Below are 23,467 nucleotides of genomic sequence, written 5' to 3' on the forward strand. Positions count from 1 at the left end.
CAGCTGCCTGCTTCTTATTAGGTTTTTCTAACGGCCGTGTTTGCGACGAAGAATATGCCTAAATAACGAGCTTTAGTCTACGAGAGCAGTTCATTATGAGCTGCTCTTTTATTGTGCCATTAGGTATATTTTTGAATAAAAGAATGCCCTGACTTGTGTGATCTGGATTGCTGTCTCCTTTTTATCATTTTGGATTTAAGTCGTAAAATGATAAAAAATCATGGATTTAAAACAGCTAAGCGCTAGTATAAAGTCATGACATAAACGTGATATTGTGGTGCACCATATTGAAGAAAAAACAGTAATTACGGGTGGTTAGGGGAACTTTAAGTTAGGTGCATAGTTAAGTGTGTAAAGGGATAAAAAATTACATAGTATCAAGGTCAGATGGTCGTGAACCCGAGTATGAGAAAATTGATAAATTTTAAGTATAGGAAAAGTGCCTGACTGCCTTGTATTATAGGACTGTCAGGCACTTTGAATTATAGTAGGGAGAATAGCGGAAATAATGGATAGTTGTGTTAAGGGGCGGAGAAAATGTTATGCATACATTGTTAATGATACAATCATTGAGGTCCTTGGAAATGATTTACGGTTATAGCATTATAAAAACTTATATAAAAAAGGGTTTACTAAAAATGTGTAGAACTGTTACATAGGATTAGTTAGAAGATATTATCTTTGAACCTATATGTTTTATGTCCATGAAATGGAGGCTATTAGTATGAAAAAAGTAATCTCATTATTGTCTTTTATTGTGGTCATGTGCTTTGCAGCAGTTTCGTTCGCCAATTACCCATCACACCTAAATGGCGACAGTAATTTTATTCTGGTAGATGGCCATATGGGAGTCGCATGGTATGTTGATCGTTCATCATTGAATGTTCAGAAATACGCACCACCAGAATATATTATTGCAGTAAATGTTGTTTCTGCCGATAGTGTCATTGGTGATGAACGGGATTTTTACTCAGGAGGTCAAGGTAAAATAACAGGTGTAAAGACATATAGGTTTTATTATAACTGGAATACAAAACGGATGTATCATGATAAGAATGGAACGTGGGATTATCTAGATCCTTGGGGATCATGGGCAGCTACTGGTATTAGAATGCCAGCAGGCGAGATGGCCTTTTATTTGGCGTATAATCTGAAATTCTATGGTACGATACAGAAATATAGCGAATACAGTAAGTCGTATTATGGACCATTTTCAGAAGACTTTTACAGGAATGCGCAATTATAGTATTGTAATTAGAAAGACCTGTTGGATTATTCCAGTGGGTCTTTTCTTAGAATGCATACTCTTCGTTTTTATCATGTTTACGTGTGAAGTGAATCGGGAGAAGTATCCTGAAGTTTAGTAGGAATACAGATTTGTGAGGGTTGAATAGAATCATGGTCAGCTGGCAACCAAGAATAAGCCGGAGATATTACTGTTGGAGTAGGTAAATGAATCGTATAGAATTAGAAACAGAACGTTTAAGGATATATGTAGCATCATTGGCAGAAATGGAGCAGATTGTTGAGACACAAATTAGCGAGGAGCTCAAAAAAGCCTATAGGGAAATGCTGGATGGCTATCTTGGCCATCCTGAGCAGGGAGAGTGGTATGCAATTTGGCTGGTGGTACGCCATGACGGAGTGCGGGTCGGAAATTTATCTTTCAAGGGGCTCGATGAAGATGGCTCAGTGGAAATTGGGTATGGTATAAATGCTGAATATCAGGGCAGAGGATATGCTACGGAAGCAGTCAAGGCTGTTGTTGACTGGTCCATGAACCAGGCTGGAGTATTGCGTGTGGAGGCTGAAACAGAGCCGTATAACAAAGCTTCGCAACGGGTATTGGCAAAATGCGGTTTTGTTCCCAATGGAATCATTGGCGAGGAAGGTCCTCGCTATGTAAAAAAGGTATGAAAATATGTGTTGAATTTTAATGATACAAAGTTTGTGTGAATCGCTGTTTGGACAAGAAAAATAAAGAAACAATCAGATGCTGGGCATGGCAATTCTATGTCAACAGACAGCAAGAAATATTGGTCGGGGATTTTTTATTGCTTGGCACGGGCTGAGGGTTATTAATAGTAAGGGGAGTACAAAAGCCGTATGAGTGTAAAATTACGGTTATAGACAAAAAGTGCTTTGCGGATTATCAGGAGCTTCTATTTTGCAAAACGAAAACTATCAATTAATGTAAAAATAATTGATTATCATAATATTATTATGTAAAATATAGAATATAATTAATAATATTATGTAGAGGTGGTAATTGTGTTTGCGAAATGTTGTGGGGCTACTACTTTGGGGGTGGATGGCCAGATAATAGATGTCGAAGTGGATGTGGCCAATGGCCTCCCAGGAGTGGAGATGATTGGGCTTCCGGATACCATGGTGCGGGAGGCAAAGGAACGGGTAAGGACTGCGGTAAAAAACTCTGGTATAAAAGTGATGCCACAGAAAGTGACAATAAATCTGGCTCCAGCTGGCATAAGAAAGGATAGTCCTGGCCTTGATTTGCCTATTGCTATGGCTATGATGGCTGCTTATGGCATAATATCTCAGGAAAGCATAGAGGGGAATTTGTTTTCTGGAGAGCTTTCACTTGAAGGCCAGGTTAGAGGCGTTGCTGGGATTTTGCCTATGGCCATAAAAGCAAAGGAAATGGGGTTTAAGGGCTTTTTTGTGGCTGGGGAGAATGTGAATGAGGCCCTGCTGGTGGATGGGTTAGCGGTATATCGTGTGGAAACGTTGCAGGGGTTAATTGATTATCTGAACGGGAAGGTGTTTTGGGAGCAATCAATAGCTTCGGAAGATGAACAGGAAGGGAAAGAGGTGGTCGAGGAGGATTTTGCTGATGTTCAGGGCCAGTTTGTGGCCAAACGGGCCTTTGAAATAGCGGCTGCAGGAGGACACAATATTTTACTGGTAGGCAGTCCCGGAGCTGGAAAGACCATGCTGGCCCGCCGTTTAAATTCTATATTGCCTGAAATGACCCTTGAGGAGGCTTTGGAGGTAACGAAGATTTACAGTATTTCTGGAATGCTGAAGAAAAATAGTGGTCTTGTAACCAAGAGACCTTTTAGAAGTCCTCATCATACTACTTCAGCAGCAGCTATGATAGGTGGTGGCACTATTCCTCATCCCGGTGAGGTGAGCCTTAGCCATAATGGCGTACTTTTTTTGGATGAGTTGCCAGAATTTAGCAAGCAGGCTTTGGAGGCCTTGCGTCAGCCATTGGAGGATGGGGTGGTAAGCATTGCTAGAGTAAACGCATCGTTGACTTTTCCTTCCCGTATAATTTTGTGCTGTTCCATGAACCCATGCCCCTGCGGTTATTATAATGACCCGGAAAAACAGTGCGATTGCTCCTATCAGGAAATAAAGCGATACAACAGAAAAATTTCGGGACCGTTGCTAGACAGGATAGATATTCAAATCAGGGTGCCACGGGTAACCTACAAGGAGTTAACAGCCACAGAAAAGGCGGAATCCTCAGTTGATATTAGAAAAAGAGTGTCTGCGGCCAGAGATCGTCAGCTTCAAAGATTACGAAAATATGGCATTGTCTGCAATGCCCAAATGACCTCATCAATTTTAAAGAAAACCTGTAAAATTACCAAGGAAGCACAACAACTGCTACGTTCAGCATTTATTGATAAAAGTATGTCTGCACGTTCCTATGACAGAATAAAAAAGGTGGCTCAGACAATTGCAGATCTGGATAACAGTGATGAAATAAAGGGAATCCATCTGGCAGAGGCCATTCAGCTTAGGAATGAAATAGGAGTGTGAAACTGGAAATTTAATATGAGGAATAAAAAGTGGAATAAAAAATCGGGCCCTCACCATAGTGAAGGTCCGATCTTTTTTACTTACCCATGATTAACAGTTAGTGAATAGGAATCTCATGGGAGATTTCTTCAACAGGAGTGGATAGCTTTGGCATGGTAATTGTTAAGATACCATCCTTAAAATCGGCATTGCATTTATTCTCATCGATGTTATCGATGTAGAATGAACGGCTCATGCTGCCGCAGTAGCGCTCACGGCGAATGAAATTGCCCTGATCATCCTTTTCATCCTTTGATTCTTCCTTGTTGGCAGAGATGGAAAGATAATTGTCTTTATAGGAAAGGTGTACATCTTCCTTGGCAAAGCCAGGCAACTCAGCCTTGAGTTCGTAGCTGTCACCATTATCCTTCACATCCACGTTGAAGGACTTGCCACTAAAACCTGTGTCGCTGAAGATGCTTGCAATAGGTTGACTCATCCAGTTGAACAGGCGATCGAAGCCGTCTTCCTCACGTGCCAAATCATTTCTCATTGCGAATGGAACTAAGCCTAACATAATAACGATCCCCTTTCATTTAGATAATTGATTAATTTGGTGAGGTGGGGGATTTCTTCTTTTCCCCTTCCTCGATTATTATTATATACTTATAAGTCAAAAAGTCAATAGGTCAAAACGTAAAAAGTAAAAATTTTCATGTATGGATTTTAGCAGGGGAAAATGGCTTTATAATAAGGAAAAATATGAACAATGGCGTTATAATATAGACAAAGAAGAGTGTTGTGTATAGAGGGGAGGTAGTCAGTATGCGGGTTTTAATAACGGATTCTTATGATCAGATGGGATTGGAGGCAGCCAAGATTGTAGCTGGTCAGATTTATTTAAAGCCCAACAGCGTATTGGGATTGGCTACCGGCAGTACACCCCTTTCTATGTATGAGCGGCTTGTGGCGGTACACAGGACAGTTGGATTGGATTTTTCCGAGGTAACCACCTTTAATTTGGATGAATATATTGGTATGGGACCGGACAATCCTCAAAGCTATCACTATTTCATGCAGGAAAACTTTTTCAAACACATTAATATCAAGCCGGAAAATGTCTACATTCCTAATGGCATGGCCCAGGATATAATAGCCGAGGGAGAGCGTTATGAGCAGCTTATAGCTGCCAAAGGCGGAATAGATTTGCAGGTATTGGGAATCGGGCAAAATGCCCACATTGGTTTTAATGAGCCTGATGTGAAATTTGCGGCCACAACCCATAAGGTGGAGCTGGACGAGGAAACTATACTGGCCAATTCCAGATTTTTTAATAATGTGGATGAAGTGCCACGGTATGCCATCAGCATGGGGATAAAGACTATAATGATGGCTGAGCATGTTATATTGCTGGCTAATGGCAGGAATAAGGCAAGGGCGGTCTATAAGGCTGTTTGTGGTGATGTTACCCCAGAGGCACCGGCTTCAATTTTGCAGCTGCATAGGGATGTGGTGGTTATTTTGGATAAAGAGGCGGCAGAGCTGCTGCCGGCAAATGTTGTTAGCATCGGATAAATTATGTAGCTGTAAATTGAGCTTTGTATAGGCGTAGTAGCATTTTGGAAACTGGATAAGAATGGTTTATGAAAGGGCATTGGAAAATGACAGATATTGGAAAGATGCTTATAATTTTAGGAATAATTTTGGTTGTGGTAGGGTGTGTAATTCACTTTGGAGGTAAATTCATTCCCTTTGGCAAGCTGCCCGGGGACATTAACGTGGTGGGGGAAAACAGCTCCTTTCATTTCCCCGTAATGACCTGCATTATCATCAGTGTTGTTTTGAGTGTGATAGCCAATCTGTTTTTCAGGTGAGGTGCATTATGGAGCAGTTTAAGCTGGAGATTTACATACCGGAAAGTCATTTTAAGGAACTGCAAAGGGCGTTGCAGTCTGTAGATGCAGGACACATTGGCAATTACGACAGCTGCCTGTCCTATAGCCGTGTCAGAGGCACCTGGAGACCTCTTGCTGGTTCGAATCCATATATAGGGGAAGAAAATGTCATAAGTGAGGAAGATGAGCTGAAGGTGGAGGTAAATGTTCTAAAAGAAAATCTGCCTAGTACCTTGCAGGCCATCAGGAGTGTCCACCCTTACGAAGAACCGCTCATAAATGTTATCCAACTTTATGAGTACACAGAAGATGACTCAATGTAAAACCAATCCAAACCAAAAAGCCAAGAGTGTCAGATAAGCACTCTTGGCTTTTGCTTTTTGCATATTTATTTGGTTTCCTTGGCTAGCTCTTGTATTTCTTCTTGTGTTAAGTCAACATATTCCATAATTTCATCTACAGTTTTATTTTTGGCCAGCATGCGTTTAGCAGTACGGCGTTCAGCTATTTTTTCTCCGTCATTGCGGGCTTCCTGCATTTTCATTTCAAAGGTCATATAGCTCACCTTCTCCTTTTCTTGGTGCTTTAAATCGTTTATAAGGTTTCTGATTTCATCTACAAAATTATTGGTAACCGGAAGTCCTTTCATAAAATCAAGAAAGGCCTTAATATCCGGTGATACATCATCCAATGCTCCATCAGAGCAGAGAAAAATCTTTGTGGTCCCATCATCCAGTATAATGTTTTTGTCCTGGGAACAGTACGACCGAAAAGTGTACATGTGTCGCTTTCCATCAAACATAGCAAATGGGCACAGAAAGATAATAAAAGATTTCTTAAGTTCAGTATAACGCTTGGTTCCAGAAGATAATATATCCTTGTCAATCATTGACTGATAATATCTTGTGCGATACGCCAATTCGGTATCACCATAATCTCTGACTTGCATCTCAATATCGTAGATGACATTATTGCCTTCAACATACACATCAAGGCGAATGCCTTTTCCAGTGTAGCTGCTTTCCAGAGTCTTTTCCGTTTCAAGATATTTTATATGATTGATTTTGATGTTAAGAATTTTCTCGATAAGTCGTTGGCAAATACGAGGATGACGCATAACCAGCTTGAACATATAGTCATCGGCTATTGTCAGTTCCTCCCACGGTTTGATGGTACGTTGTGATTTCCCCATAATGAACTTCCTCTCCTTGATTATAGCATATTTGTTAATAATAATAGATAAAATTATATAAAAGGTTTAATATATATTTATGATACAACATTTATCCTAAATAATCTATAAACCAAGAGGGTGATTTTTTAAAATATTAATCAAAAATGTAAAACTAACAAAAAATATAAGCATAATGCACAGGGGAAAGGGAGAGAAAGAAAATATGTTCCACACAGAGGGCGTTTTTTTGCTCATTGTATTATTGCAATTATTGTTTAATAGGGTAAAATGAAGCTGTAAATGATTATTAACTAATCGTTATGTAATAAGATATAAGTTTAAGCGTTATATTTCTTGATAATTAAATTTAAAGAGTGGAAAAATGGCTATGTCTGATACATAATTCATAACAGGGGGGATTAATATGCTTTACTACACAGAAGTAGATTTAAGTTCATACGAAATCCCCGGTGAAACAACTTTGAATATTTATATTTCCGGTTGTCAAAATAGGTGCATAGATTGCCACTATCCGGAATTACAGTCAAATGAATATGGTGAGCCATTGAATTTGAATTTTAAAAGAATTATTGAATTATATAGTAACTATGCTACATGTATTTGCTTTATGGGAGAAGGAAAAGGAACAATAGTAGAGCGGGATGAAATGCAAGAATATATTGAACTTATACATCTGGCTTCAATGAAAGCAGCTCTTTATTGTGGGAGAGACACAACAATAGAATCATGGATGGAAGAATTTGATTATGTAAAAATAGGTAGATTTTATCCTGACAAGGGACCATTAACAGCTCCTACAACAAATCAGAAAATGTATATGAAGGAAAGAAATAAGTGGATCGATATTACATATTCATTTTATTGTTGATGCGATAAAGTATAAACAGACTTTTATTTAAGATGTTTCACCAGAGGTGAATGATATGATTAAAAGCATCATGGAAACAAGATATGAGGAGTATCTTTTAGAAGATGATACAGTTATAGAAATTGATGGAAAAACATTTTATAAAGCTGTCTATGTTGAAAAATTAAGTGAAATAAAAATGATGTTTATTACACTGCCATTTGCAATGTTTAACGAAAAATATGGTAATATCGAAGGGCAATTACTAATTGATGAGTTTGGAAATGTTTTCAAAATTAGAGGTTTAGAATAGATACGGTTTATAGGAAATACTCCAAGCTGGTATTTTGAATGTGGAAAAATTTTTATAGATGCTCCAGAAAACATTGATATGTCAATTGGAGAGTATTTTGCTTTGGAAAGTGGTGATCACAAATGAATATAGCAAAGAAAACAGGTAATGAGCCCATAATGGATAATTCTGGTAGAAAAGTGTCTATCGTTCGGGATTATTGGGCGTGGGCATATTCTTCTTTGATTGGTAATACTGAACGAGGTCGTTTTGCAGAATATTTGGTGGCTACAGCGTTGGGAGTTAATCATGGCGTTAGGTCAGAATGGGACAAATATGATTTAAAAACTGATAGTGATATTTCTGTTGAGGTGAAGGCATCAGGATATATACAATCTTGGAAACAGCGTGAACTTAGTAAGCCAGTTTTTAGCATAAAACCAACAAGAGCATGGGATAGTGAAACTCATAAATATAATGTCGAGGCAAAACGGCAAGCTGATGTGTATGTATTCTGCCTTCATAATTATGAGCATAAAGATGTAGGCTTAAATCCGTTGGATATGAACCAGTGGGAATTTTATGTAATTGCTACTAAAAAGTTGAATGAAATAATGCCAACCCAGAAAACAGTTTCACTCAGTAAATTAAAGCGTTTGAATGTTATACAGTGTAATTATGATAATCTAAAACAGACTATAGAAAATGCTGTTAACAAATAATACTTAAATATGGTGCATTTCAATATCGAAGTTTTTATATTTAGACTGGCAGATGGGGATGCCAGTCTTTTTGTTGCCGGGAGTTTTATTTTTCCTCAAAATAATGTCCATATTTAGGAGTTTATTCCTTTATTTAGGAATGTTTTTGGATTTCCTATTATGGTATAATATTAAAGATGTTCTTTTACTGGAAATAGATGTTTTTTGAGATAGTTTTGAGGTGTTTGGCTTATGATTACTGGGAAGACGAAGACGCTGGCGGTTATTGGCAATCCTGTGGCCCATTCACTGTCACCAGTGTTTCAGAATGCGGCTATTGAGGCAGCAGGGCTGGATTACATTTATACGGCATTTCCTGTGACGGATGGCAAGCTGGAGGCGGCAATAAATGGCATGAGGGCCATGGAAATTTCTGGTCTGAACGTCACTATTCCCCATAAGGAAAGGGTTATGAAATACCTCGATTCTATTGACAAGGATGCGGAAATCCTTGGGGCAGTGAACACCATTGTAAACAAGGATGGCGTTTTAACCGGTTATAATACGGATGTAAAGGGCTTTGTTGGCGGCATGAAGGAGAAGGGCTTTGAGCCAAAGGGGAAAAAAGCGGTTCTTCTTGGTGCCGGCGGGGCGGCCAGAGCCATTATTTGGGGCCTGATTCAGGAAGGGGTCGCTTCCCTTACTATTGGTGTACGCAATGTGCCAAAGGTTCGTCCTCTGGTGGAGTATTTTTCCAAATACATGGAAATAACCCTGCTTGACTGGAGCACTGCGGAGTTTGAGACTGCGTTGGAAAAGGCAGAGCTTCTTATAAATGCTACTCCACTGGGGATGTGTCCCTACGTGGAGACTATGCCGCCTGTGAACTGGGATAAGGTGCCAAAGGGGATTTTGGCCTATGATATTATCTATACGCCGGCGGAAACTCTTTTCTTGAAGACAGCCCGTGAGCATGGCTGTGAGACCCTCAATGGTGAGGCTATGCTTGTAGGTCAGGGGGCTGAGTCTATGCGTCTTTGGACTGGTATTGAGCCAGATACTGAGGTCATGAAGAAGGCCCTGCGTCAGGCTTTGGAAGAACGAAAATAATAAATCGGAGTTTTGTTTTTAGATGATTGGTTTTTTAAAGGGAAAAATAGAATACATTTTTATAGATTATTGCCTTCTAGATGTAGGTGGTGTGGGCTACAGGGTATTTGTGTCCAATAATACCAGAGCCAGACTCAGACAGGGGAAGGATGCCATGCTGTTCACTCATCTCAGTGTTCGGGAGGATGCCATGCAGCTTTATGGCTTCTCCACTCAGGAGGAGTATGATCTGTTTCAGCTTCTTATTGCCATTAGTGGCATTGGTCCAAAGGTGGCCATGGGGATTATTGGCTCCATCACACCTGAAGGACTGGCTCAAGCAGTTCAGAACAAGAATGTAAAGGCTCTTACTGCACTGCCAGGGATTGGCAAAAAATCTGCAGAGCGTATGATTCTTGAACTGAAGGATAAGCTGACCTTCAGTGGCAATGATGATGATATACAGCACGTTGGAGGTCTCTTCGGGGAATCCCAGGTGGGCGAGGATATCTTAAGTGAGGCAACAGCGGCCCTTATTTCTCTTGGCTACAGTCAGGCGGAGGTCAATACAGCCTTCCAGAATATGGGAAAAATTGACCCCGAGTCTGATGTACAGAATGTAATTAAGCTGGCGTTAAAGCAGCTTTCCAGGAGGTGATAGGGGATGGAGAAAATAAATTTTGGCGATGACCGAATTGTTACCATGAACGAGCAGTCAGGTGATGACTGGCAATATAGTCTGCGTCCCCGTCACTTGCGGGAATATATCGGTCAGGACAAGGCCAAGGATAATCTGGATATTTTTATAAAGGCGGCTCTCAACCGTCAGGAGGCCTTGGATCATGTGCTGCTTTATGGCCCTCCGGGATTGGGCAAGACCACCTTGGCGGGGATTATAGCCAATGAAATGGGGGTTAATTTTCGTATAACCTCTGGCCCTGCCATTAATCATTCCGGTGATTTGGCGGCACTTTTAACTAATCTTAATGAACGGGATGTACTCTTTATAGATGAGATTCACCGCCTTTCACGAAATGTGGAGGAGGTGCTTTACTCTGCCATGGAGGATTTTGCCCTGGACATTGTTATCGGCAAGGGACCAAGTGCCCGCTCCATACGTCTTGATATTGCACCATTTACATTAATTGGTGCAACCACCAGAGCAGGAGCTCTGGCAGCTCCTTTGCGTGACCGCTTCGGCGTGATTTCCCGTCTTGAATACTACAAGCCTGAGGACTTGGTGCTGATTATAAAGCGGGCGGCGGAGATACTGGATATTGGTATAGAAGACAAGGGAGCACTGGAAATTGCCCGTCGTTCCCGTGGTACTCCACGTATTGCCAATCGCCTGTTAAAGCGCGTCCGGGATTTTGCCCAGGTAACAGGGGATGGGGTTATTACTGATCAGATAGCGGATGAAGCCTTGATGCGTCTTGAGGTGGACAAGATGGGCCTTGACCACACTGACAGACGTATGCTGGATTCTATGATAAAGAAATTTGGTGGCGGACCTGTGGGTATAGATACTCTGGCGGCGGCCATCAGTGAGGAAAACGACACTATTGAGGATGTCTATGAGCCATATCTTTTGCAGCTTGGGTTTATAAACCGTACTCCAAGGGGGCGGATGGTGACCAGAGCAGGCTATGAGCACATGGGCATACCTTATCCGGAGATGGAATAATGAATTTATTGCTTCATATGTGCTGTGGGCCCTGCTCCTGTTATCCCGTGAAGAAGCTACGGGAGGACGGTATCGAGCCTACGGGATATTTCTTTAATCCCAATATTCACCCTTACAAGGAATGGGAAATGCGGCTTAATGCAGCCAAGGAATTTGCTCAGAAGGTGGATATGGAGATAATCACCGATGAAAATTATATATTGAGGGATTTTCTGAAGAAGGCTCTGGCAGCAGAGTCCGTGGAAAATGGTCGTTGTCGTATGTGCTACACCTGGCGCCTGGAGCAGGCGGCCAAGTATGCGGCGGAAAATGGCTTTGATGCATTTACATCAACACTTTTTTACAGCATTTATCAGCAGCATGAGCTTATGAAGGAAACAGCCCAGCATTTTGCCGATATGTATGGCGTGAAGTTCTATTATGAGGATTTTCGTCCCGGCTGGCAGGAAGGCATTGATATTAGCAAGGAGCTGGAGCTTTATCGTCAGCCATATTGTGGCTGTATCTTCAGCGAGGAAGAACGTTACAGCAAGGCCATAAGAAAACAGCGGAAAAAGGAAGCCAAGGCCAGAAAAAGGGCTATGATGGAAGCTGCAGAACGGGCTAATAATAAGATTGAGGTGGAGTAGATGATGAAAAAATCCTTACATAAAAAAATCGCACAGTGTATGTTGGCAGCGTTTATTGGGTCCATTGGAACCATGGTGCTGACCTGTGGCATATCTGCTACTGAGGCCAGTGTTATCACTCCGGATACCGGCACCAAACCAGCTGCAGTACCTAAGAAGACAGATCCGCCTAAACCAACTTCTTCTTCAACCCATAAGGATGAGAAAAAAGAGGAGACTGCTCCAAATTGGAAGTGCAATGTCGGCGTAGATAATGTTATCCGAATTGGTGTTGGCACAGGAGTAGTAAAGGGTGTTATTAGCTCCGTAAATGGTATGAATGCTCTTGGCGGTGATGATGGCAAAAAATATGGTGATTATAAGAGCAATATAGTTGCCAGCGTTTCTGCAGAGGGGAATAAGCTGGTGGTGAATGGTAAAAACACCGGTGTATCTTCTTTGGTGTTTGCCCCTGTGGAGACAGCATCCAGTAGCAAGATTAAATATAATGGACACGAATATCGCGGGCAGATGGTGGTCAGCGCTGAGGGAGGCAAATTGCTTATAGTAAATCGCCTGTCCTTGGAGGACTATATCAAAGGGGTACTGCCTTCTGAAATGACTCCATCTTGGAACAGTGAGGCCTTGAAGGCTCAGGCGGTGGCGGCAAGAACCTTTGCCTTATATACAAAAAATCAGAAAGCCCATCTGGGCTCCGGCTACGATCTTTGTGATTCCACTCACTGTCAGGCCTATGATGGATTGGCAAATGAAGCGGATTCAACCTCGGTGGCGGTGGATGCCACCTATGGTCAGATTATGACTTACCAAGGTAAGGCGATTTATGCACCATATCATTCTTCCTCTGGTGGTTCTACAGAAAACTCCGAGGATGTTTGGGGCAACTATCTGCCATATCTGCGTTCAGTGCAGGATGACGACAGCAAATCCCCTTATCATAACTGGTCTGTACGTTTTACTGCGGCCCAGGTGCAAAAGCTGCTGAGTGCTGCGGGGAAAAATATTGGTCAGCTTAAGGGCATTTCCATGACAGCTGTGAAGGGTAGCTCCAGCGTCAATGGTGTGTTGGCCTCCGGAAGAGCAAACGGAGTTAAATTTGTGGGTACAGGTCAGACCATCGTATTGAGTGGTCAGGATGTGCGGAAGATTTTTGGTCTTAAGAGCACCTATTTCAATATTCGCACAGAGCGGCCAGCTACCATACCGCCTATCAAGAAGGATGTTAAGGGCGCTGCTTCCACCCAGACTATTGATGCGGCTCCGGCAGCTATGCATGGCACAAATCTTAAGGTGGAGGGTGCCAATGTAGCCATAATTTTTGACGGACACGGCTTTGGTCATGGCTTGGGTATGGCTCAGTACGGTGCCAAGGCTATGGCAGATGCAGGTAAGAAATTTGATGAAATATTGCATCACTACTATACAGATGTGGAAATCACAAAGCTGTATTAATATATGGGAGATAACTTAAATAATGAAATTAACTGAATTTGACTATAATTTACCAGAGGAGCTTATTGCCCAGACCCCGGTGGAGCCTAGAAATTCTTCCCGTCTTATGGTGCTGGATCCTTTGGATGAAACTATAGAGCATAGACATTTTTATGATTTAAAGGAGTATTTGGAACCGGGGGATACCCTGATTTTCAATGATACCCGAGTTTTGCCAGCCAGACTTTTGGGGTGGCGTGAAGGCACTGGCGGTAAGGTGGAGGTTTTCCTTCTCAGACGCATTGACGGTGATACATGGGAAACCTTGGTAAAACCGGGCAGAAAAGCCCGTGAAGGTCAGGTGGTCCGTTTTAGCGATGAGCTTACTTGCACTGTGCAGGATAGTACAGATTTTGGCGGCCGTATTGTAAAATTTAATTACGAAGGTATTTTTGAGGAGATTCTTGATCGCCTGGGGGAGACACCGTTACCTCCATATATCCATGAGAAGCTGGAGGACAGCGAGCGCTATCAGACGGTATATTCCCGTGAAAAGGGCTCTGCAGCTGCACCTACAGCTGGTCTGCACTTTACCAAGGAGCAGATGGCAGAATTGAAGGATATGGGAGTAAATTTAGGCTTTGTTACTCTTCATGTGGGGCTGGGAACCTTTAGACCAGTAAGCGTTGATAACATTGAAGAGCATGTTATGCACAAGGAATATTACAGTATTTCTCAGGAGACGGCAGATCTCATAAAGGCCACAAAAGTGGCAGGGAAGCGGGTTATTGCAGTGGGCACCACCTCTATCCGCACCCTGGAATCTGCAGCTACATCCGTGGGAGAGATAAATGGACGTACTGATTGGACAAATATCTTTATTTATCCTGGATATGAGTTTAAAATAGTAGATGGAATTATTACAAATTTTCATCTGCCTAAGTCTACCCTTATAATGCTGATCAGTGCCTTTGCGGGGCGTGAGTTCGTGCTGAAGGCCTATGAAACGGCAGTGGAGGAGAAATATAGATTCTTTTCATTTGGGGATGCTATGATGATAAAACGGAAGGGATAATTCTATGAAGAAAAAAGCTGTACAGGCCATGCAGGATTTTCTGGAAGCAGTGGGAGTCGATCTCAAGGCTTCAGGAATGGAAAAGACCCCTGAACGGGTTGCTGGGATGTATGAGTACCTGTTCAATGGAATAGGTGTCAGCACTGATGATGTGTGGGGAGAGCTTTTCAAGGTAGAAAATGAAGGCATAGTGGCTGTAAGGGATATCCCTTTTTATTCCATGTGTGAACATCATTTAGTGCCATTTTTTGGTAAGGTGTCCATAGCCTACAAGCCCCATGAAGGTTCCATTGCTGGCTTTAGCAAGTTTACTCGCATGGTAGAAATTATTTCTCATCGGCCGCAGCTTCAGGAGCGCATGACTGAGGATATCGCCAGGGCTGTGGAGCAGGGCTTGAAGGCTGATGGCGTGCTGGTAATCGTGGAGGCACAACAGCTTTGCATGATTATGCGGGGAGATATGGCCCATGGTTCAAAGACAATAACATCTTCCACCCGTGGCTGCTTCAAGAGCGACAGGGAGAGCTATCATCAGGCCTGGAATATGTTAGGATGGGATAATAATGAGTAAGAGAGTTTATAAGTGGCCCGATGGAAAGCAGCTGGAGATTGGCTCCCGCACACTGATTATGGGGATTTTAAATGTTACCCCTGATTCATTTTCCGATGGGGGCAAATGGAATACTGTGGATCATGCCTTGCAGCACATGAAGGAAATGGTGGACGCAGGGGCGGATATTATAGATATAGGTGCTGAATCCAGCAGACCAGGTTTTAAAACCATGTCGGCAGATGAAGAAATAGAAAGACTGAGTCATTTCTTGGAGCCGGTGCTTAAAGAATGCCCGGTGCCTGTTTCCATAGATACCTTTAAGGCTGATACTGCTGAATATGCAGCCTCGAAGGGAGTACATATTCTGAATGATATTTGGGGCCTTCAGTATAAGGAGGAGCCGGGGAAAATGGCCCGGGTAGCTGCCAAATATGATTTGCCAGTAGTGGTTATGCACAATCGGGATTCTAAGGAATATGATATAGATATAATGGATTCCATGAGGAATTTTTTCAGTGATAGCATTAAGATTGCCAAAGCAGCTGGGATGAAGGAGAAAAATATAATTCTTGATCCGGGCATTGGCTTTGGCAAAACCGTGGAAGGTAATCTTTATGTAATGCAAAATCTGGAAAAAATAAAAAATATAGATGGCCTGGACTATCCTGTATTGCTGGGTACCAGCCGTAAGAGCTTTATTGGCAATACCTTGGATTTGCCTGTGGAGGAGCGCATGGAGGCTACGGGAGCCACCTGTGTTATGGGCATAATGAAGGGATGCGATATTATGCGCATTCACGATGTTTTGCCTATTTCCCGTATGTGCCGTATAACGGATGCTATTTTGGAGGCGAAAGCGTGACGGATAGTGTTTTTCTTGAGGGGATGGAATTCTTTGGCAGACACGGGGTTTTGCCGGAGGAACAGCGGCTGGGTCAGCGGTTTATTGTTGATCTGGTCATGAATTTGGATTTGCATAAGGCAGGGTACAACGATGATTTGGAGGCTACTGTTAATTATGCAGAGGTTTTTGCCCGGGTTAAGGAGATCGTGGAGGGAGTTCCAGTTAAATTGCTGGAATGCTTGGCGGACAGAATTGCCCAGGCAGTATTTGAAGGCTTTTCCATGGTGGAAAGTCTGGAGGTCACCATTCATAAGCCCGGGGCTCCAATACCCGGTATCTTTAAGGACGCTCAAATAAAAATTCGGCGTCAGCGACATGAATATATTTAAGTGTTTTAAATATAGAGAGAGTTATGTTTTTATGTATTAAGCGCAAGTAAAGGAATGAGTGAAATGAAGAAGACGTATGAGTGCTACATCAGTATCGGTTCCAACATGGGGGATAAGGAAGCGACCATCAGAAAGGCTATCAAAATGTTAGCTGCTTCAGACAAAATTCATTTAGTCAGTGTATCATCCTTCTATGAAACACCACCATGGGGGAAGTCCGATCAGCCATTGTTTTTTAATGGTGCCATGTGTGTAAGTACAGAGCTTGAGCCTCTGGAGCTTTTACATGTGTGTCAGGATATAGAAAAGCAGCTGGGGCGTGTTCGTCACACTCATTGGGGACCTCGGACCATAGACCTTGACCTTCTTTACATTGAAGGGGTGGAGATGGATACACCGGAGCTTACTCTACCTCATAAGCACATGCTGGATAGGGCATTTGTGCTGGTTCCTTTGTCTGAGATTGCTCCGGGCCTTCGGATAAAAGGTAAATTTATCGGGGATTACCTTCTTCATGCCAGAGACAAGGACGATATGGTGCTGATTAAGAGAATACGTCAAAGACAGGAAGCATAAGGGGTGAATAGTTATGATTTGTCAGAAGTGTGGCAGCCAGCTTAATATGGATGGTACCTGCCCTAATTGTGGGCAGGGTAATGTGCGTATTATGGAAAAGTCTGAGATTAACGCCTATGACGGCATAACTATTGAAGAAAACAGCTATGAGCAGGAGAATGCCCGGACTGAAAAAAATGATAGCTCTTTTGGCGGGTTTGGTGGTTTTGGAGGCTCTGATAGGGGGCCTCGCATCATCCGTTTTTCCTCTGGAAGCAGTACCCTTACCAAGCTGTTGTTTGCCGTAGCCATAGCTCTGCTGGTGGCAGGGGTGGTTTTTGTTGCCTTGCCCCTTATGGTTTTGGCTGTCATTGTGGGGTTGGCAGTCTATATGATTTACAGTTTTTTAACATAAAATTAATAAAAATACAAAAGTTTACATTTTTTGTTGACAGCCAGTGAAATTTATATTATTATAGCGGTGTTGATAATTGAATATTCAAATCATTGATTGGGAAATAGTAGCTATTCCAACTTTTGATAGCGAGCAGGTGCCGGGTATTATTCGGAGGTGGAATGACCTGTGAAAAGCGTTTAGTGAATGGTCCCGAGAGAGTCCACCGAAAGCATTGGTTGTGATTAGGCTGGAACGGTTGCCACCGTTATTGGGCTGCGGTATCGGACATAGTTCCCGTACTTAAGAGGGTGATATTACCAGTGGCGTAGACATTTTATCTCGGTAAGGGATAAAATGTTTTTTTATTACACGAATGATATCACTGAAATTGGGTGGCACAGCGAAACCATTTCGCCCCATGTATAACCATAAAGGGTTGTACATGGGGATTTTTTAATTAGCCTTCCCCTTTTAGGAAGCACCTAAAGGTACTAGGAGCAAAGCTCCGTCGGTGGCAGCCGAAGGCTGATGGATGAGGTAACAATATGATAAGAGTAAAGATATGTGGCATAAGGGATATAAAAGCGGCCCAAGCAGCAAACGCAGCTGATTTCATGGGCTTTATTATGAGTGACAGGTTCAGACGCTACTGTCCACCGGATATAGTAAAGCATATCTGCAGCACGGTGCAGGGGCCAAGAAAAGTGGGGGTCTTTGTGGATCAGCCTATAAATGAGGTTAATGAAATAGCCGAGTATTGTGGCCTTGACATGGTACAGCTTCATGGACATGAAAATATAAAGTACGCTGAGAAAATACAAAAGCCCATTATAAAAGCATTTCGCTATGGTGAGGATTTCTCACTGGAAGGGGCTGAGGCCTATCCTGCAGAGTATATCCTTATAGACAGCTATAGCAAAGCTACTGTGGGGGGCAGCGGTATCAGCTTCAAATGGCGGGAGGCCGCCAGTACCATAAAGCAATTGAAAAAGCCCTATATAATAGCCGGCGGGATATCTGCAGATACTTTACAGGAGGCCATAAAGATATTTAATCCTTATGGAATAGATGCTTCAGGGGCCATGGAAATAGAGGGAAGGAAGTCACCGGAGCTGATTAGGAAATTTTTGTCAGCGGCAGGAAAGAAAGTGGTGGAAACATGAGAGATTACTTAGCAGAAATTGTTGCCAAAAAACGGGATATTGTGGAAGCCGCAAAGGCTCAGCTTCCCTTGAGGGAGTTAAAGGAACGAGTGGAAAAAGGCAACTTCGCCATGTGCTCCCAGTTCCAGAAAAGAGAGTGGAACCTCATAGCCGAGTGCAAGCTGCAGTCCCCTTCCAAGGGAAAATTCAATCATCCCTATTCAGTTTTGGACTTGGCCAGGATGTATGAAAAAAATGGAGCCAGCATGCTGTCGGTGCATACGGATCCACATTTTTTAGGAAAGAATGAGGATTTGGTGGAGGTAAGAAAGGCAGTGAAAATTCCTCTCCTGCGTAAGGATTTCATTATAGATGAGTACCAGATTTACGAGGCCAGGATGCTGGGGGCTGATGCGGTTCTGCTGATAGCCAGAATCCTTAGCCAAAAGCAGCTGGAGGATTATCTGAATCTGACATGGAGCCTGGGAATGGATGCCCTGGTAGAGGTACATGACAGTGAGGACATGGAAAAGGCCATGAAAACACCAGCCAAGTTTATTGGTATCAACAACCGAAACTTGAAGCTGTTTAAAACCACCATTGATAACACCTTGGAGCTTCTGCCTCTGGTGGAGGACAACCGGACCGTTATCAGTGAAAGTGGTATACATACCCTGGATGAGGTAAGGATGCTTCATGAAGCTGGAGTAGACGGCATATTGGTGGGTGAGGGCCTGTCCACAGCAGAGGATGTGGAAAAAGCTACCCGGGAATTTGCCCTATTATGATAAAAAGAAAATTTAAACAATGAAGTTATAGAATGTGAAAGTGATTGGTAGGAGGAATAAATTATGTCAAAGGGAAGATTTGGAAAATATGGTGGTCAGTATGTGCCTGAAATTGTAATGCCTGTCTTGACGGAGCTGGAGGCAGCCTATGAAAAATATAAAAACGACCCGGAATTTTTGGCGGAGCTAAGAAAGTATTATGTGGAGTATGCGGGACGTCCTACCCTTCTATATTATGCGGAGAAGCTCACCAAGCATTATGGTGGTGCAAAGATATTTTTAAAGAGAGAGGATTTGCTTCATACTGGTGCCCATAAAATTAACAACGCTTTGGGACAGGTGTTGCTGGCCAAGAGAATGGGCAAAAACAGGGTTATTGCAGAAACCGGTGCTGGCCAGCACGGTGTGGCCACAGCAACAGTGGCAGCTCTCTTTGGAATGGAGTGCAAGGTGTTTATGGGGGCAGTTGACATGGAGCGTCAGAAGCTGAATGTTTTCAGAATGAAGCTCCTGGGAGCTGAGGTGGTTCCCGTTACCACCGGAACCTCCACACTAAAGGATGCCACCAGCGAGGCTATTCGGTACTGGGCGGCACATATTGAGGACACTCATTATATTATCGGTTCTGCAGTAGGGCCTCATCCATATCCAACCATGGTTCGTGATTTCCAGTCTGTTATTGGCAGGGAAATCAGAGAGCAGATTAAAGAAGAGACTGGTGGGCGCCTTGATTATCTCATAGCCTGTGTAGGTGGCGGCTCTAATGCCATTGGTACCTTCTATGAATTCAGAAATGACCAGTCTGTAAAGAAGTTTGGCGTGGAGGCTGCTGGTCGCGGCCCGGCAGTAGGGGACAATGCCCAGACCCTTTCCAATCCTGCCAGCCGTCCAGGTGTCCTTCACGGTGCTTATAGCTATTTGGCCCAGGATGAGGATGGTCAGGTTATAGAGGTTTATTCCATTTCCGCAGGTCTTGATTATCCAGGGGTAGGCCCGGAGCATGCCATGTTCCACGAGGAGGGCGTGGTGAAATATGTGGGAATTAACGATAAAGAGGCAATTGATGCCTTCCAGCTCCTTTGCCGTGAGGAGGGGATTATCCCGGCTGTGGAAAGCTCCCACGCTTTGGCATATCTTGAAAAGCTCATGCCAAATACAAAGAAGGATGAAGTGGTGGTAGTTACCCTGTCCGGTCGTGGTGACAAGGACGTACAGCAGGTGGCAAAGGTATTGGGAGAGGAGATTTGATTATGAGTCGTTTACAGGATAAATTTAATGAGCTTCAGTCTGCACATAAAAAGGGCTTAGTTATTTATCTTACTGCTGGCATTCCCGATGCTAATGGCACCCTTGAGGCAGTGAAAACAGCAGTTGATAACGGTGCAGATGTAATAGAGCTGGGGATTCCCTTCTCTGACCCTATGGCTGATGGCCCAGTTATTCAGTCAGCCTCCTATAAGGCAATTCAAAAGGGCATGACCCTAAAGAAGGTGCTGGAGCTGGTCCGTGAGATCCGTAAGTTTAGCCAGGTGCCTATATTGGGCATGGGCTATATAAATGTGATGCTTAATTATGGCTTTGAAAAGCTGGCGGTAGATGCCAAAACAGCTGGCCTTGATGGCTTTATTATTCCCGATGTGCCCCATGAGGAGTCAGGGGATATGAAAAGGGTATGCAAGGAGCAGGGACTTCATTTGGTGGAATTCGTAACACCGGGCACCACTGACCAGCGTATAAGTGAGACCTGCACTACAGCAGATGGCTTTATTTATTGCGTATCTGTAAACGGGGTAACGGGTGTCAGAAAAATTGATTACAGTCCAATTAATAAGGTAATTGAACACGTAAAAAAGCAAACGGATACCCCTTGTGCCGTAGGCTTTGGTATTGGTTCCCCTGAGGCAGCGGTGGACGCTGCTCAGAAGGCAGATGCTGTTATTATGGGATCCGCTGTTGTAAGACTGGTAATGGAAAATAAGCTGGATGAGGCTGGTAAACTCATTGGCGATATTCGTCACGCTCTGGATAAGAAGGTGAACTAAATGAAGCTGACACCATCATTGGAGGATTTTAAGGAAAAAGCGAAAAAAGCAAATATGGTGGCCCTCAGCATGCCAATTTCCACTGACCTCGATACTCCTGTATCCATTTTTTATAAGCTGGTAGGAGAAGAAAAGGGATTTTTGCTGGAATCTGTGGATGCCCATCAGAAATTTGGTCGCTTTTCCTTTATAGGGGCAGAGCCTTTTATAAAAATGCAGGTCTATAAAAATCGCCTTATGATTCAGGAGGAGGACGAAATGCGGGCGGTGGACGGCGACCCTGTAACAGCCATAAATAAGTATATGGCCGGTCTTAACAGTGCCATCGGCAATTTTGAGCTGCCTTTGGCCAATGGTGGCGCCGTAGGTTATTTTAATTACGAGATTTCTGCTGTATTTGACCGAGTGCGCAATGTTCAGGTGGAAGATGAGGAGCTGTTGGGGCAGTTTATGATTTGCCGCATCCTTATGGTGTTTGATCAGCAGAAAAATGCCTCTCAGCTAATTTATCTGGCCAGTGTGAAGAATGGCCAGGATTTGGATGAGGTGTACGGAAAAGCACAGCAGCGGATGAAGGAACTGGAGGATAAGCTGTATGCCGCAGTAAAGACTCCAAAGGTAAAGGTGGCAAAGCGTAAGGAAAAGGTGGATTTTCTTGGGAAATACGGGAAGATGCCTGATGATTTTGCTACAACCATTAAGAAATGCAAGGACTATATTATAGCTGGAGATATTTTTCAGGTGGTGCCTTCAAGACAGTTTCGTGAAAAGATTACCAAACCAGCTTTTCACTTCTATCGTCGCCTTCGTCAGGTAAATCCTTCCCCGTATATGTTTTATTTGAATTTTGGCAAAAAGAAGTTTGTGGCGGCTTCTCCGGAGATGCTGGTAAAGGTAGCGGGGAAGCAGGTTTATACCTATCCGATTGCGGGAACCCGTCGCCGTGGAGCCTCTGAGGAGGAAGACCAGGCTCTTGAGAAGGAGCTGAAGGCAGATATAAAGGAGCGGGCAGAGCATTCCATGCTGGTGGATTTGGCCAGAAACGACATCGGCCGTATCAGTGAGCCTGGCAGTGTGGTGGTAACCAAGCTGCAGGAGGTGGAGCGGTTCTCCCATGTGATGCACATGGTATCTGAGGTTATGGGTACTCTGAAAAAGGGCTTTACACCAATGGATGTTATTAAGGCTTGCTTCCCCGCAGGGACTGTAAGCGGTGCTCCAAAGCTGCGGGCCATGGAAATTATTCAGGAGCTGGAGCCAGTAAAACGTGGGGCTTACTCGGGAACAGTGGGATATATGGATTTCAATGGCAATATGGATATGTGTATTACCCTGAGAACAATGGTCATTGACGGAGATAATGCCTTTATTCAGTCCGGGGCTGGTATAGTGTATGATTCCCAGGCAGAATTTGAGTATAATGAAATTTTGCAGAAATCCAAGGCTATGTTCAAGGTTGTGGAGGAGGTGGAGAATGATGTTGTTGCTTTTAGATAACTATGATTCCTTCACCTACAATGTATATCAGCTGCTGTGTGATTTAGGCGCCAAGGTGGAGGTAATCCGCAATGATATGGCCACAGTGAAGGAAATTGCAAAAAAGGGCTATGAGGCCATAGTAATTTCTCCAGGACCAGGTGTTCCCAAGGATGCGGGAATTACGGAGGAGCTTATAAATACCATGAAGGGCAAGGTACCGATTCTTGGGATATGCTTGGGGCATCAGGCAATTGGAGAGGTATTTGGCGGCAGGGTAATTGGTGCCGGTGAAATCTGTCATGGCAAGACATCCCCTATTAAACATAATGGAGAGGAAATATATAAGGGGCTGCCACAGCAGATTGAGGTGGGCAGATATCACTCACTTATCGTGTCACTGGATGGGTTGCCAGATTGTTTGGAGGTAACTTCAGAGCTGGCAGATGGTACTATTATGGGCTTAAAGCATAAAGAATACCCTATTTATGGGATGCAATTCCATCCCGAATCTATCCTGACCCCCCAGGGTAGAACCATGATGAAGAATTTTTTGTCATTGATAAATTTGAAATGAAAACTTTTAGATGGTGTTTCATACTTTATTTTTTTAGAAGATATTGTCATATCCCCCGACAATATCTTCTTTGTTTTCCTTGACGGCAGTGAAAT

General features: G+C 43.2%; 28 protein-coding genes. 26 read left to right on the plus strand and 2 right to left on the minus strand.

The window, feature by feature from the left end; translation table 11 throughout:
- Positions 1-724: 724 nt before the first annotated feature.
- The 3 genes from T355_RS0105565 (at position 725) to T355_RS0105575 (ending at position 3,792) form a co-directional block, all read left to right on the plus strand.
- Positions 725-1,246 (plus strand): hypothetical protein, encoded by a 522-nt coding sequence (locus T355_RS0105565; RefSeq protein ID WP_037329913.1) that lies wholly within the window; start codon positions 725-727, stop codon positions 1,244-1,246.
- A 206-nt stretch (positions 1,247-1,452) separates the two neighbouring features.
- Positions 1,453-1,917: a GNAT family N-acetyltransferase gene (locus T355_RS13695; protein WP_027396891.1), complete on the plus strand. Its 465-nt coding sequence runs from the start codon at positions 1,453-1,455 to the stop codon at positions 1,915-1,917.
- A 354-nt stretch (positions 1,918-2,271) separates the two neighbouring features.
- The gene (locus tag T355_RS0105575; protein WP_027396892.1) at positions 2,272-3,792 is read left to right on the plus strand and encodes a YifB family Mg chelatase-like AAA ATPase; all 1,521 of its coding nucleotides are present in this window, start codon (positions 2,272-2,274) and stop codon (positions 3,790-3,792) included.
- 97 nt (positions 3,793-3,889) lie between these two features.
- Here T355_RS0105575 and T355_RS0105580 read toward each other — a convergent pair whose 3' ends face one another.
- The gene (locus tag T355_RS0105580) at positions 3,890-4,348 is read right to left on the minus strand and encodes an Hsp20/alpha crystallin family protein (protein ID WP_027396893.1); all 459 of its coding nucleotides are present in this window, start codon (positions 4,346-4,348) and stop codon (positions 3,890-3,892) included.
- A gap of 248 nt (positions 4,349-4,596) precedes the next feature.
- Here T355_RS0105580 and nagB point away from each other — a divergent pair, with 248 nt between their 5' ends.
- From nagB to T355_RS0105595, 3 genes are all read left to right on the plus strand, one after another.
- Positions 4,597-5,346 carry a glucosamine-6-phosphate deaminase gene (nagB, locus tag T355_RS0105585; RefSeq protein WP_027396894.1) on the plus strand — a complete coding sequence of 250 codons (750 nt, stop codon included), beginning with the start codon at positions 4,597-4,599 and terminating at the stop codon, positions 5,344-5,346.
- 86 nt (positions 5,347-5,432) lie between these two features.
- A complete protein-coding gene (locus T355_RS0105590; RefSeq protein ID WP_027396895.1) occupies positions 5,433-5,645 on the plus strand; it encodes a DUF2905 domain-containing protein in 213 nt (70 codons plus the stop codon).
- A gap of 8 nt (positions 5,646-5,653) precedes the next feature.
- Positions 5,654-5,989 (plus strand): cytochrome c biogenesis protein, encoded by a 336-nt coding sequence (locus tag T355_RS0105595; RefSeq protein WP_027396896.1) that lies wholly within the window; start codon positions 5,654-5,656, stop codon positions 5,987-5,989.
- A 65-nt stretch (positions 5,990-6,054) separates the two neighbouring features.
- On the opposite strand, the gene T355_RS0105600 is transcribed toward T355_RS0105595, so the two are convergent.
- Positions 6,055-6,858, minus strand: a complete 804-nt coding sequence (locus T355_RS0105600; RefSeq protein ID WP_027396897.1) for an Rpn family recombination-promoting nuclease/putative transposase — start codon at positions 6,856-6,858, stop codon at positions 6,055-6,057.
- Between the two features lie 406 nt (positions 6,859-7,264).
- Here T355_RS0105600 and T355_RS0105605 point away from each other — a divergent pair, with 406 nt between their 5' ends.
- The 20 genes from T355_RS0105605 (at position 7,265) to T355_RS0105700 (ending at position 23,372) form a co-directional block, all read left to right on the plus strand.
- Positions 7,265-7,729: a 4Fe-4S cluster-binding domain-containing protein gene (locus tag T355_RS0105605; RefSeq protein ID WP_027396898.1), complete on the plus strand. Its 465-nt coding sequence runs from the start codon at positions 7,265-7,267 to the stop codon at positions 7,727-7,729.
- A 55-nt stretch (positions 7,730-7,784) separates the two neighbouring features.
- Positions 7,785-8,021, plus strand: a complete 237-nt coding sequence (locus T355_RS0105610) for a hypothetical protein (RefSeq protein ID WP_027396899.1) — start codon at positions 7,785-7,787, stop codon at positions 8,019-8,021.
- Between the two features lie 122 nt (positions 8,022-8,143).
- On the plus strand, positions 8,144-8,722 hold the full coding sequence (locus T355_RS0105615; protein WP_027396900.1) for a hypothetical protein: 579 nt from the start codon (positions 8,144-8,146) through the stop codon (positions 8,720-8,722).
- Between the two features lie 231 nt (positions 8,723-8,953).
- Positions 8,954-9,811 (plus strand): shikimate dehydrogenase, encoded by an 858-nt coding sequence (locus T355_RS0105620; protein WP_027396901.1) that lies wholly within the window; start codon positions 8,954-8,956, stop codon positions 9,809-9,811.
- 22 nt (positions 9,812-9,833) lie between these two features.
- Positions 9,834-10,448, plus strand: a complete 615-nt coding sequence (ruvA, locus tag T355_RS0105625) for a Holliday junction branch migration protein RuvA (RefSeq protein WP_027396902.1) — start codon at positions 9,834-9,836, stop codon at positions 10,446-10,448.
- A 6-nt stretch (positions 10,449-10,454) separates the two neighbouring features.
- Positions 10,455-11,474 (plus strand): Holliday junction branch migration DNA helicase RuvB, encoded by a 1,020-nt coding sequence (gene ruvB, locus T355_RS0105630; protein ID WP_027396903.1) that lies wholly within the window; start codon positions 10,455-10,457, stop codon positions 11,472-11,474.
- Positions 11,474-12,103: an epoxyqueuosine reductase QueH gene (locus tag T355_RS0105635; RefSeq protein ID WP_027396904.1), complete on the plus strand. Its 630-nt coding sequence runs from the start codon at positions 11,474-11,476 to the stop codon at positions 12,101-12,103. Before ruvB ends, T355_RS0105635 begins: the two co-directional genes overlap by 1 nt.
- Complete coding sequence (locus T355_RS13700) at positions 12,104-13,555, plus strand: SpoIID/LytB domain-containing protein (RefSeq protein ID WP_051555405.1); 1,452 nt, start codon at positions 12,104-12,106, stop codon at positions 13,553-13,555. It begins immediately after the preceding gene.
- Between the two features lie 22 nt (positions 13,556-13,577).
- Positions 13,578-14,609, plus strand: coding sequence for a tRNA preQ1(34) S-adenosylmethionine ribosyltransferase-isomerase QueA (gene queA / locus T355_RS0105645; protein ID WP_027396905.1), 1,032 nt, complete (start codon positions 13,578-13,580; stop codon positions 14,607-14,609).
- Positions 14,610-14,613: 4 nt separating this feature from the next.
- Positions 14,614-15,180, plus strand: a complete 567-nt coding sequence (folE, locus tag T355_RS0105650; RefSeq protein WP_027396906.1) for a GTP cyclohydrolase I FolE — start codon at positions 14,614-14,616, stop codon at positions 15,178-15,180.
- Entirely contained in the window at positions 15,170-16,024 is an 855-nt protein-coding gene (gene folP / locus T355_RS0105655; protein WP_027396907.1) for a dihydropteroate synthase, read from the plus strand. The genes folE and folP overlap by 11 nt, the downstream gene beginning before the upstream one ends.
- Entirely contained in the window at positions 16,021-16,395 is a 375-nt protein-coding gene (folB, locus tag T355_RS0105660) for a dihydroneopterin aldolase (RefSeq protein ID WP_027396908.1), read from the plus strand. The genes folP and folB overlap by 4 nt, the downstream gene beginning before the upstream one ends.
- 63 nt (positions 16,396-16,458) lie before the next feature.
- Entirely contained in the window at positions 16,459-16,971 is a 513-nt protein-coding gene (gene folK / locus T355_RS0105665; RefSeq protein WP_037329914.1) for a 2-amino-4-hydroxy-6-hydroxymethyldihydropteridine diphosphokinase, read from the plus strand.
- A gap of 13 nt (positions 16,972-16,984) precedes the next feature.
- Positions 16,985-17,365: a hypothetical protein gene (locus tag T355_RS0105670; RefSeq protein ID WP_027396910.1), complete on the plus strand. Its 381-nt coding sequence runs from the start codon at positions 16,985-16,987 to the stop codon at positions 17,363-17,365.
- A 527-nt stretch (positions 17,366-17,892) separates the two neighbouring features.
- Positions 17,893-18,510, plus strand: coding sequence for a phosphoribosylanthranilate isomerase (locus tag T355_RS0105675; protein WP_231482995.1), 618 nt, complete (start codon positions 17,893-17,895; stop codon positions 18,508-18,510).
- A complete protein-coding gene (trpC, locus tag T355_RS0105680; RefSeq protein ID WP_027396912.1) occupies positions 18,507-19,277 on the plus strand; it encodes an indole-3-glycerol phosphate synthase TrpC in 771 nt (256 codons plus the stop codon). Before T355_RS0105675 ends, trpC begins: the two co-directional genes overlap by 4 nt.
- A gap of 60 nt (positions 19,278-19,337) precedes the next feature.
- Entirely contained in the window at positions 19,338-20,525 is a 1,188-nt protein-coding gene (gene trpB / locus T355_RS0105685; protein ID WP_027396913.1) for a tryptophan synthase subunit beta, read from the plus strand.
- Positions 20,525-21,319 carry a tryptophan synthase subunit alpha gene (trpA, locus tag T355_RS0105690; protein ID WP_027396914.1) on the plus strand — a complete coding sequence of 265 codons (795 nt, stop codon included), beginning with the start codon at positions 20,525-20,527 and terminating at the stop codon, positions 21,317-21,319. Before trpB ends, trpA begins: the two co-directional genes overlap by 1 nt.
- Positions 21,320-22,816 carry an anthranilate synthase component I gene (gene trpE / locus T355_RS0105695; protein WP_027396915.1) on the plus strand — a complete coding sequence of 499 codons (1,497 nt, stop codon included), beginning with the start codon at positions 21,320-21,322 and terminating at the stop codon, positions 22,814-22,816. It abuts the gene before it with no gap.
- Positions 22,797-23,372: an anthranilate synthase component II gene (locus T355_RS0105700; RefSeq protein WP_027396916.1), complete on the plus strand. Its 576-nt coding sequence runs from the start codon at positions 22,797-22,799 to the stop codon at positions 23,370-23,372. Before trpE ends, T355_RS0105700 begins: the two co-directional genes overlap by 20 nt.
- Positions 23,373-23,467 lie beyond the last annotated feature (95 nt).

Source organism: Anaerovibrio lipolyticus LB2005, from assembly GCF_000621545.1.
GTDB lineage: Bacteria > Bacillota > Negativicutes > Selenomonadales > Selenomonadaceae > Anaerovibrio > Anaerovibrio lipolyticus_A.

What these genes read in the sequence shown, in the direction of transcription:
- T355_RS0105565 (WP_037329913.1), top strand. Translation starts at nt 725, where the DNA reads ATGAAAAAAGTAATCTCATTATTGTCTTTTATTGTGGTCATGTGCTTT.
- T355_RS13695 (WP_027396891.1), top strand. Translation starts at nt 1,453, where the DNA reads ATGAATCGTATAGAATTAGAAACAGAACGTTTAAGGATATATGTAGCA.
- T355_RS0105580 (WP_027396893.1), bottom strand. Translation starts at nt 4,348, where the DNA reads ATGTTAGGCTTAGTTCCATTCGCAATGAGAAATGATTTGGCACGTGAG.
- nagB (WP_027396894.1), top strand. Translation starts at nt 4,597, where the DNA reads ATGCGGGTTTTAATAACGGATTCTTATGATCAGATGGGATTGGAGGCA.
- T355_RS0105590 (WP_027396895.1), top strand. Translation starts at nt 5,433, where the DNA reads ATGACAGATATTGGAAAGATGCTTATAATTTTAGGAATAATTTTGGTT.
- T355_RS0105595 (WP_027396896.1), top strand. Translation starts at nt 5,654, where the DNA reads ATGGAGCAGTTTAAGCTGGAGATTTACATACCGGAAAGTCATTTTAAG.
- T355_RS0105600 (WP_027396897.1), bottom strand. Translation starts at nt 6,858, where the DNA reads ATGGGGAAATCACAACGTACCATCAAACCGTGGGAGGAACTGACAATA.
- T355_RS0105605 (WP_027396898.1), top strand. Translation starts at nt 7,265, where the DNA reads ATGCTTTACTACACAGAAGTAGATTTAAGTTCATACGAAATCCCCGGT.
- T355_RS0105610 (WP_027396899.1), top strand. Translation starts at nt 7,785, where the DNA reads ATGATTAAAAGCATCATGGAAACAAGATATGAGGAGTATCTTTTAGAA.
- T355_RS0105615 (WP_027396900.1), top strand. Translation starts at nt 8,144, where the DNA reads ATGAATATAGCAAAGAAAACAGGTAATGAGCCCATAATGGATAATTCT.
- T355_RS0105620 (WP_027396901.1), top strand. Translation starts at nt 8,954, where the DNA reads ATGATTACTGGGAAGACGAAGACGCTGGCGGTTATTGGCAATCCTGTG.
- ruvA (WP_027396902.1), top strand. Translation starts at nt 9,834, where the DNA reads ATGATTGGTTTTTTAAAGGGAAAAATAGAATACATTTTTATAGATTAT.
- ruvB (WP_027396903.1), top strand. Translation starts at nt 10,455, where the DNA reads ATGGAGAAAATAAATTTTGGCGATGACCGAATTGTTACCATGAACGAG.
- T355_RS0105635 (WP_027396904.1), top strand. Translation starts at nt 11,474, where the DNA reads ATGAATTTATTGCTTCATATGTGCTGTGGGCCCTGCTCCTGTTATCCC.
- T355_RS13700 (WP_051555405.1), top strand. Translation starts at nt 12,104, where the DNA reads ATGATGAAAAAATCCTTACATAAAAAAATCGCACAGTGTATGTTGGCA.
- queA (WP_027396905.1), top strand. Translation starts at nt 13,578, where the DNA reads ATGAAATTAACTGAATTTGACTATAATTTACCAGAGGAGCTTATTGCC.
- folE (WP_027396906.1), top strand. Translation starts at nt 14,614, where the DNA reads ATGAAGAAAAAAGCTGTACAGGCCATGCAGGATTTTCTGGAAGCAGTG.
- folK (WP_037329914.1), top strand. Translation starts at nt 16,459, where the DNA reads ATGAAGAAGACGTATGAGTGCTACATCAGTATCGGTTCCAACATGGGG.
- T355_RS0105670 (WP_027396910.1), top strand. Translation starts at nt 16,985, where the DNA reads ATGATTTGTCAGAAGTGTGGCAGCCAGCTTAATATGGATGGTACCTGC.
- T355_RS0105675 (WP_231482995.1), top strand. Translation starts at nt 17,893, where the DNA reads ATGATAAGAGTAAAGATATGTGGCATAAGGGATATAAAAGCGGCCCAA.
- trpC (WP_027396912.1), top strand. Translation starts at nt 18,507, where the DNA reads ATGAGAGATTACTTAGCAGAAATTGTTGCCAAAAAACGGGATATTGTG.
- trpE (WP_027396915.1), top strand. Translation starts at nt 21,320, where the DNA reads ATGAAGCTGACACCATCATTGGAGGATTTTAAGGAAAAAGCGAAAAAA.
- T355_RS0105700 (WP_027396916.1), top strand. Translation starts at nt 22,797, where the DNA reads ATGTTGTTGCTTTTAGATAACTATGATTCCTTCACCTACAATGTATAT.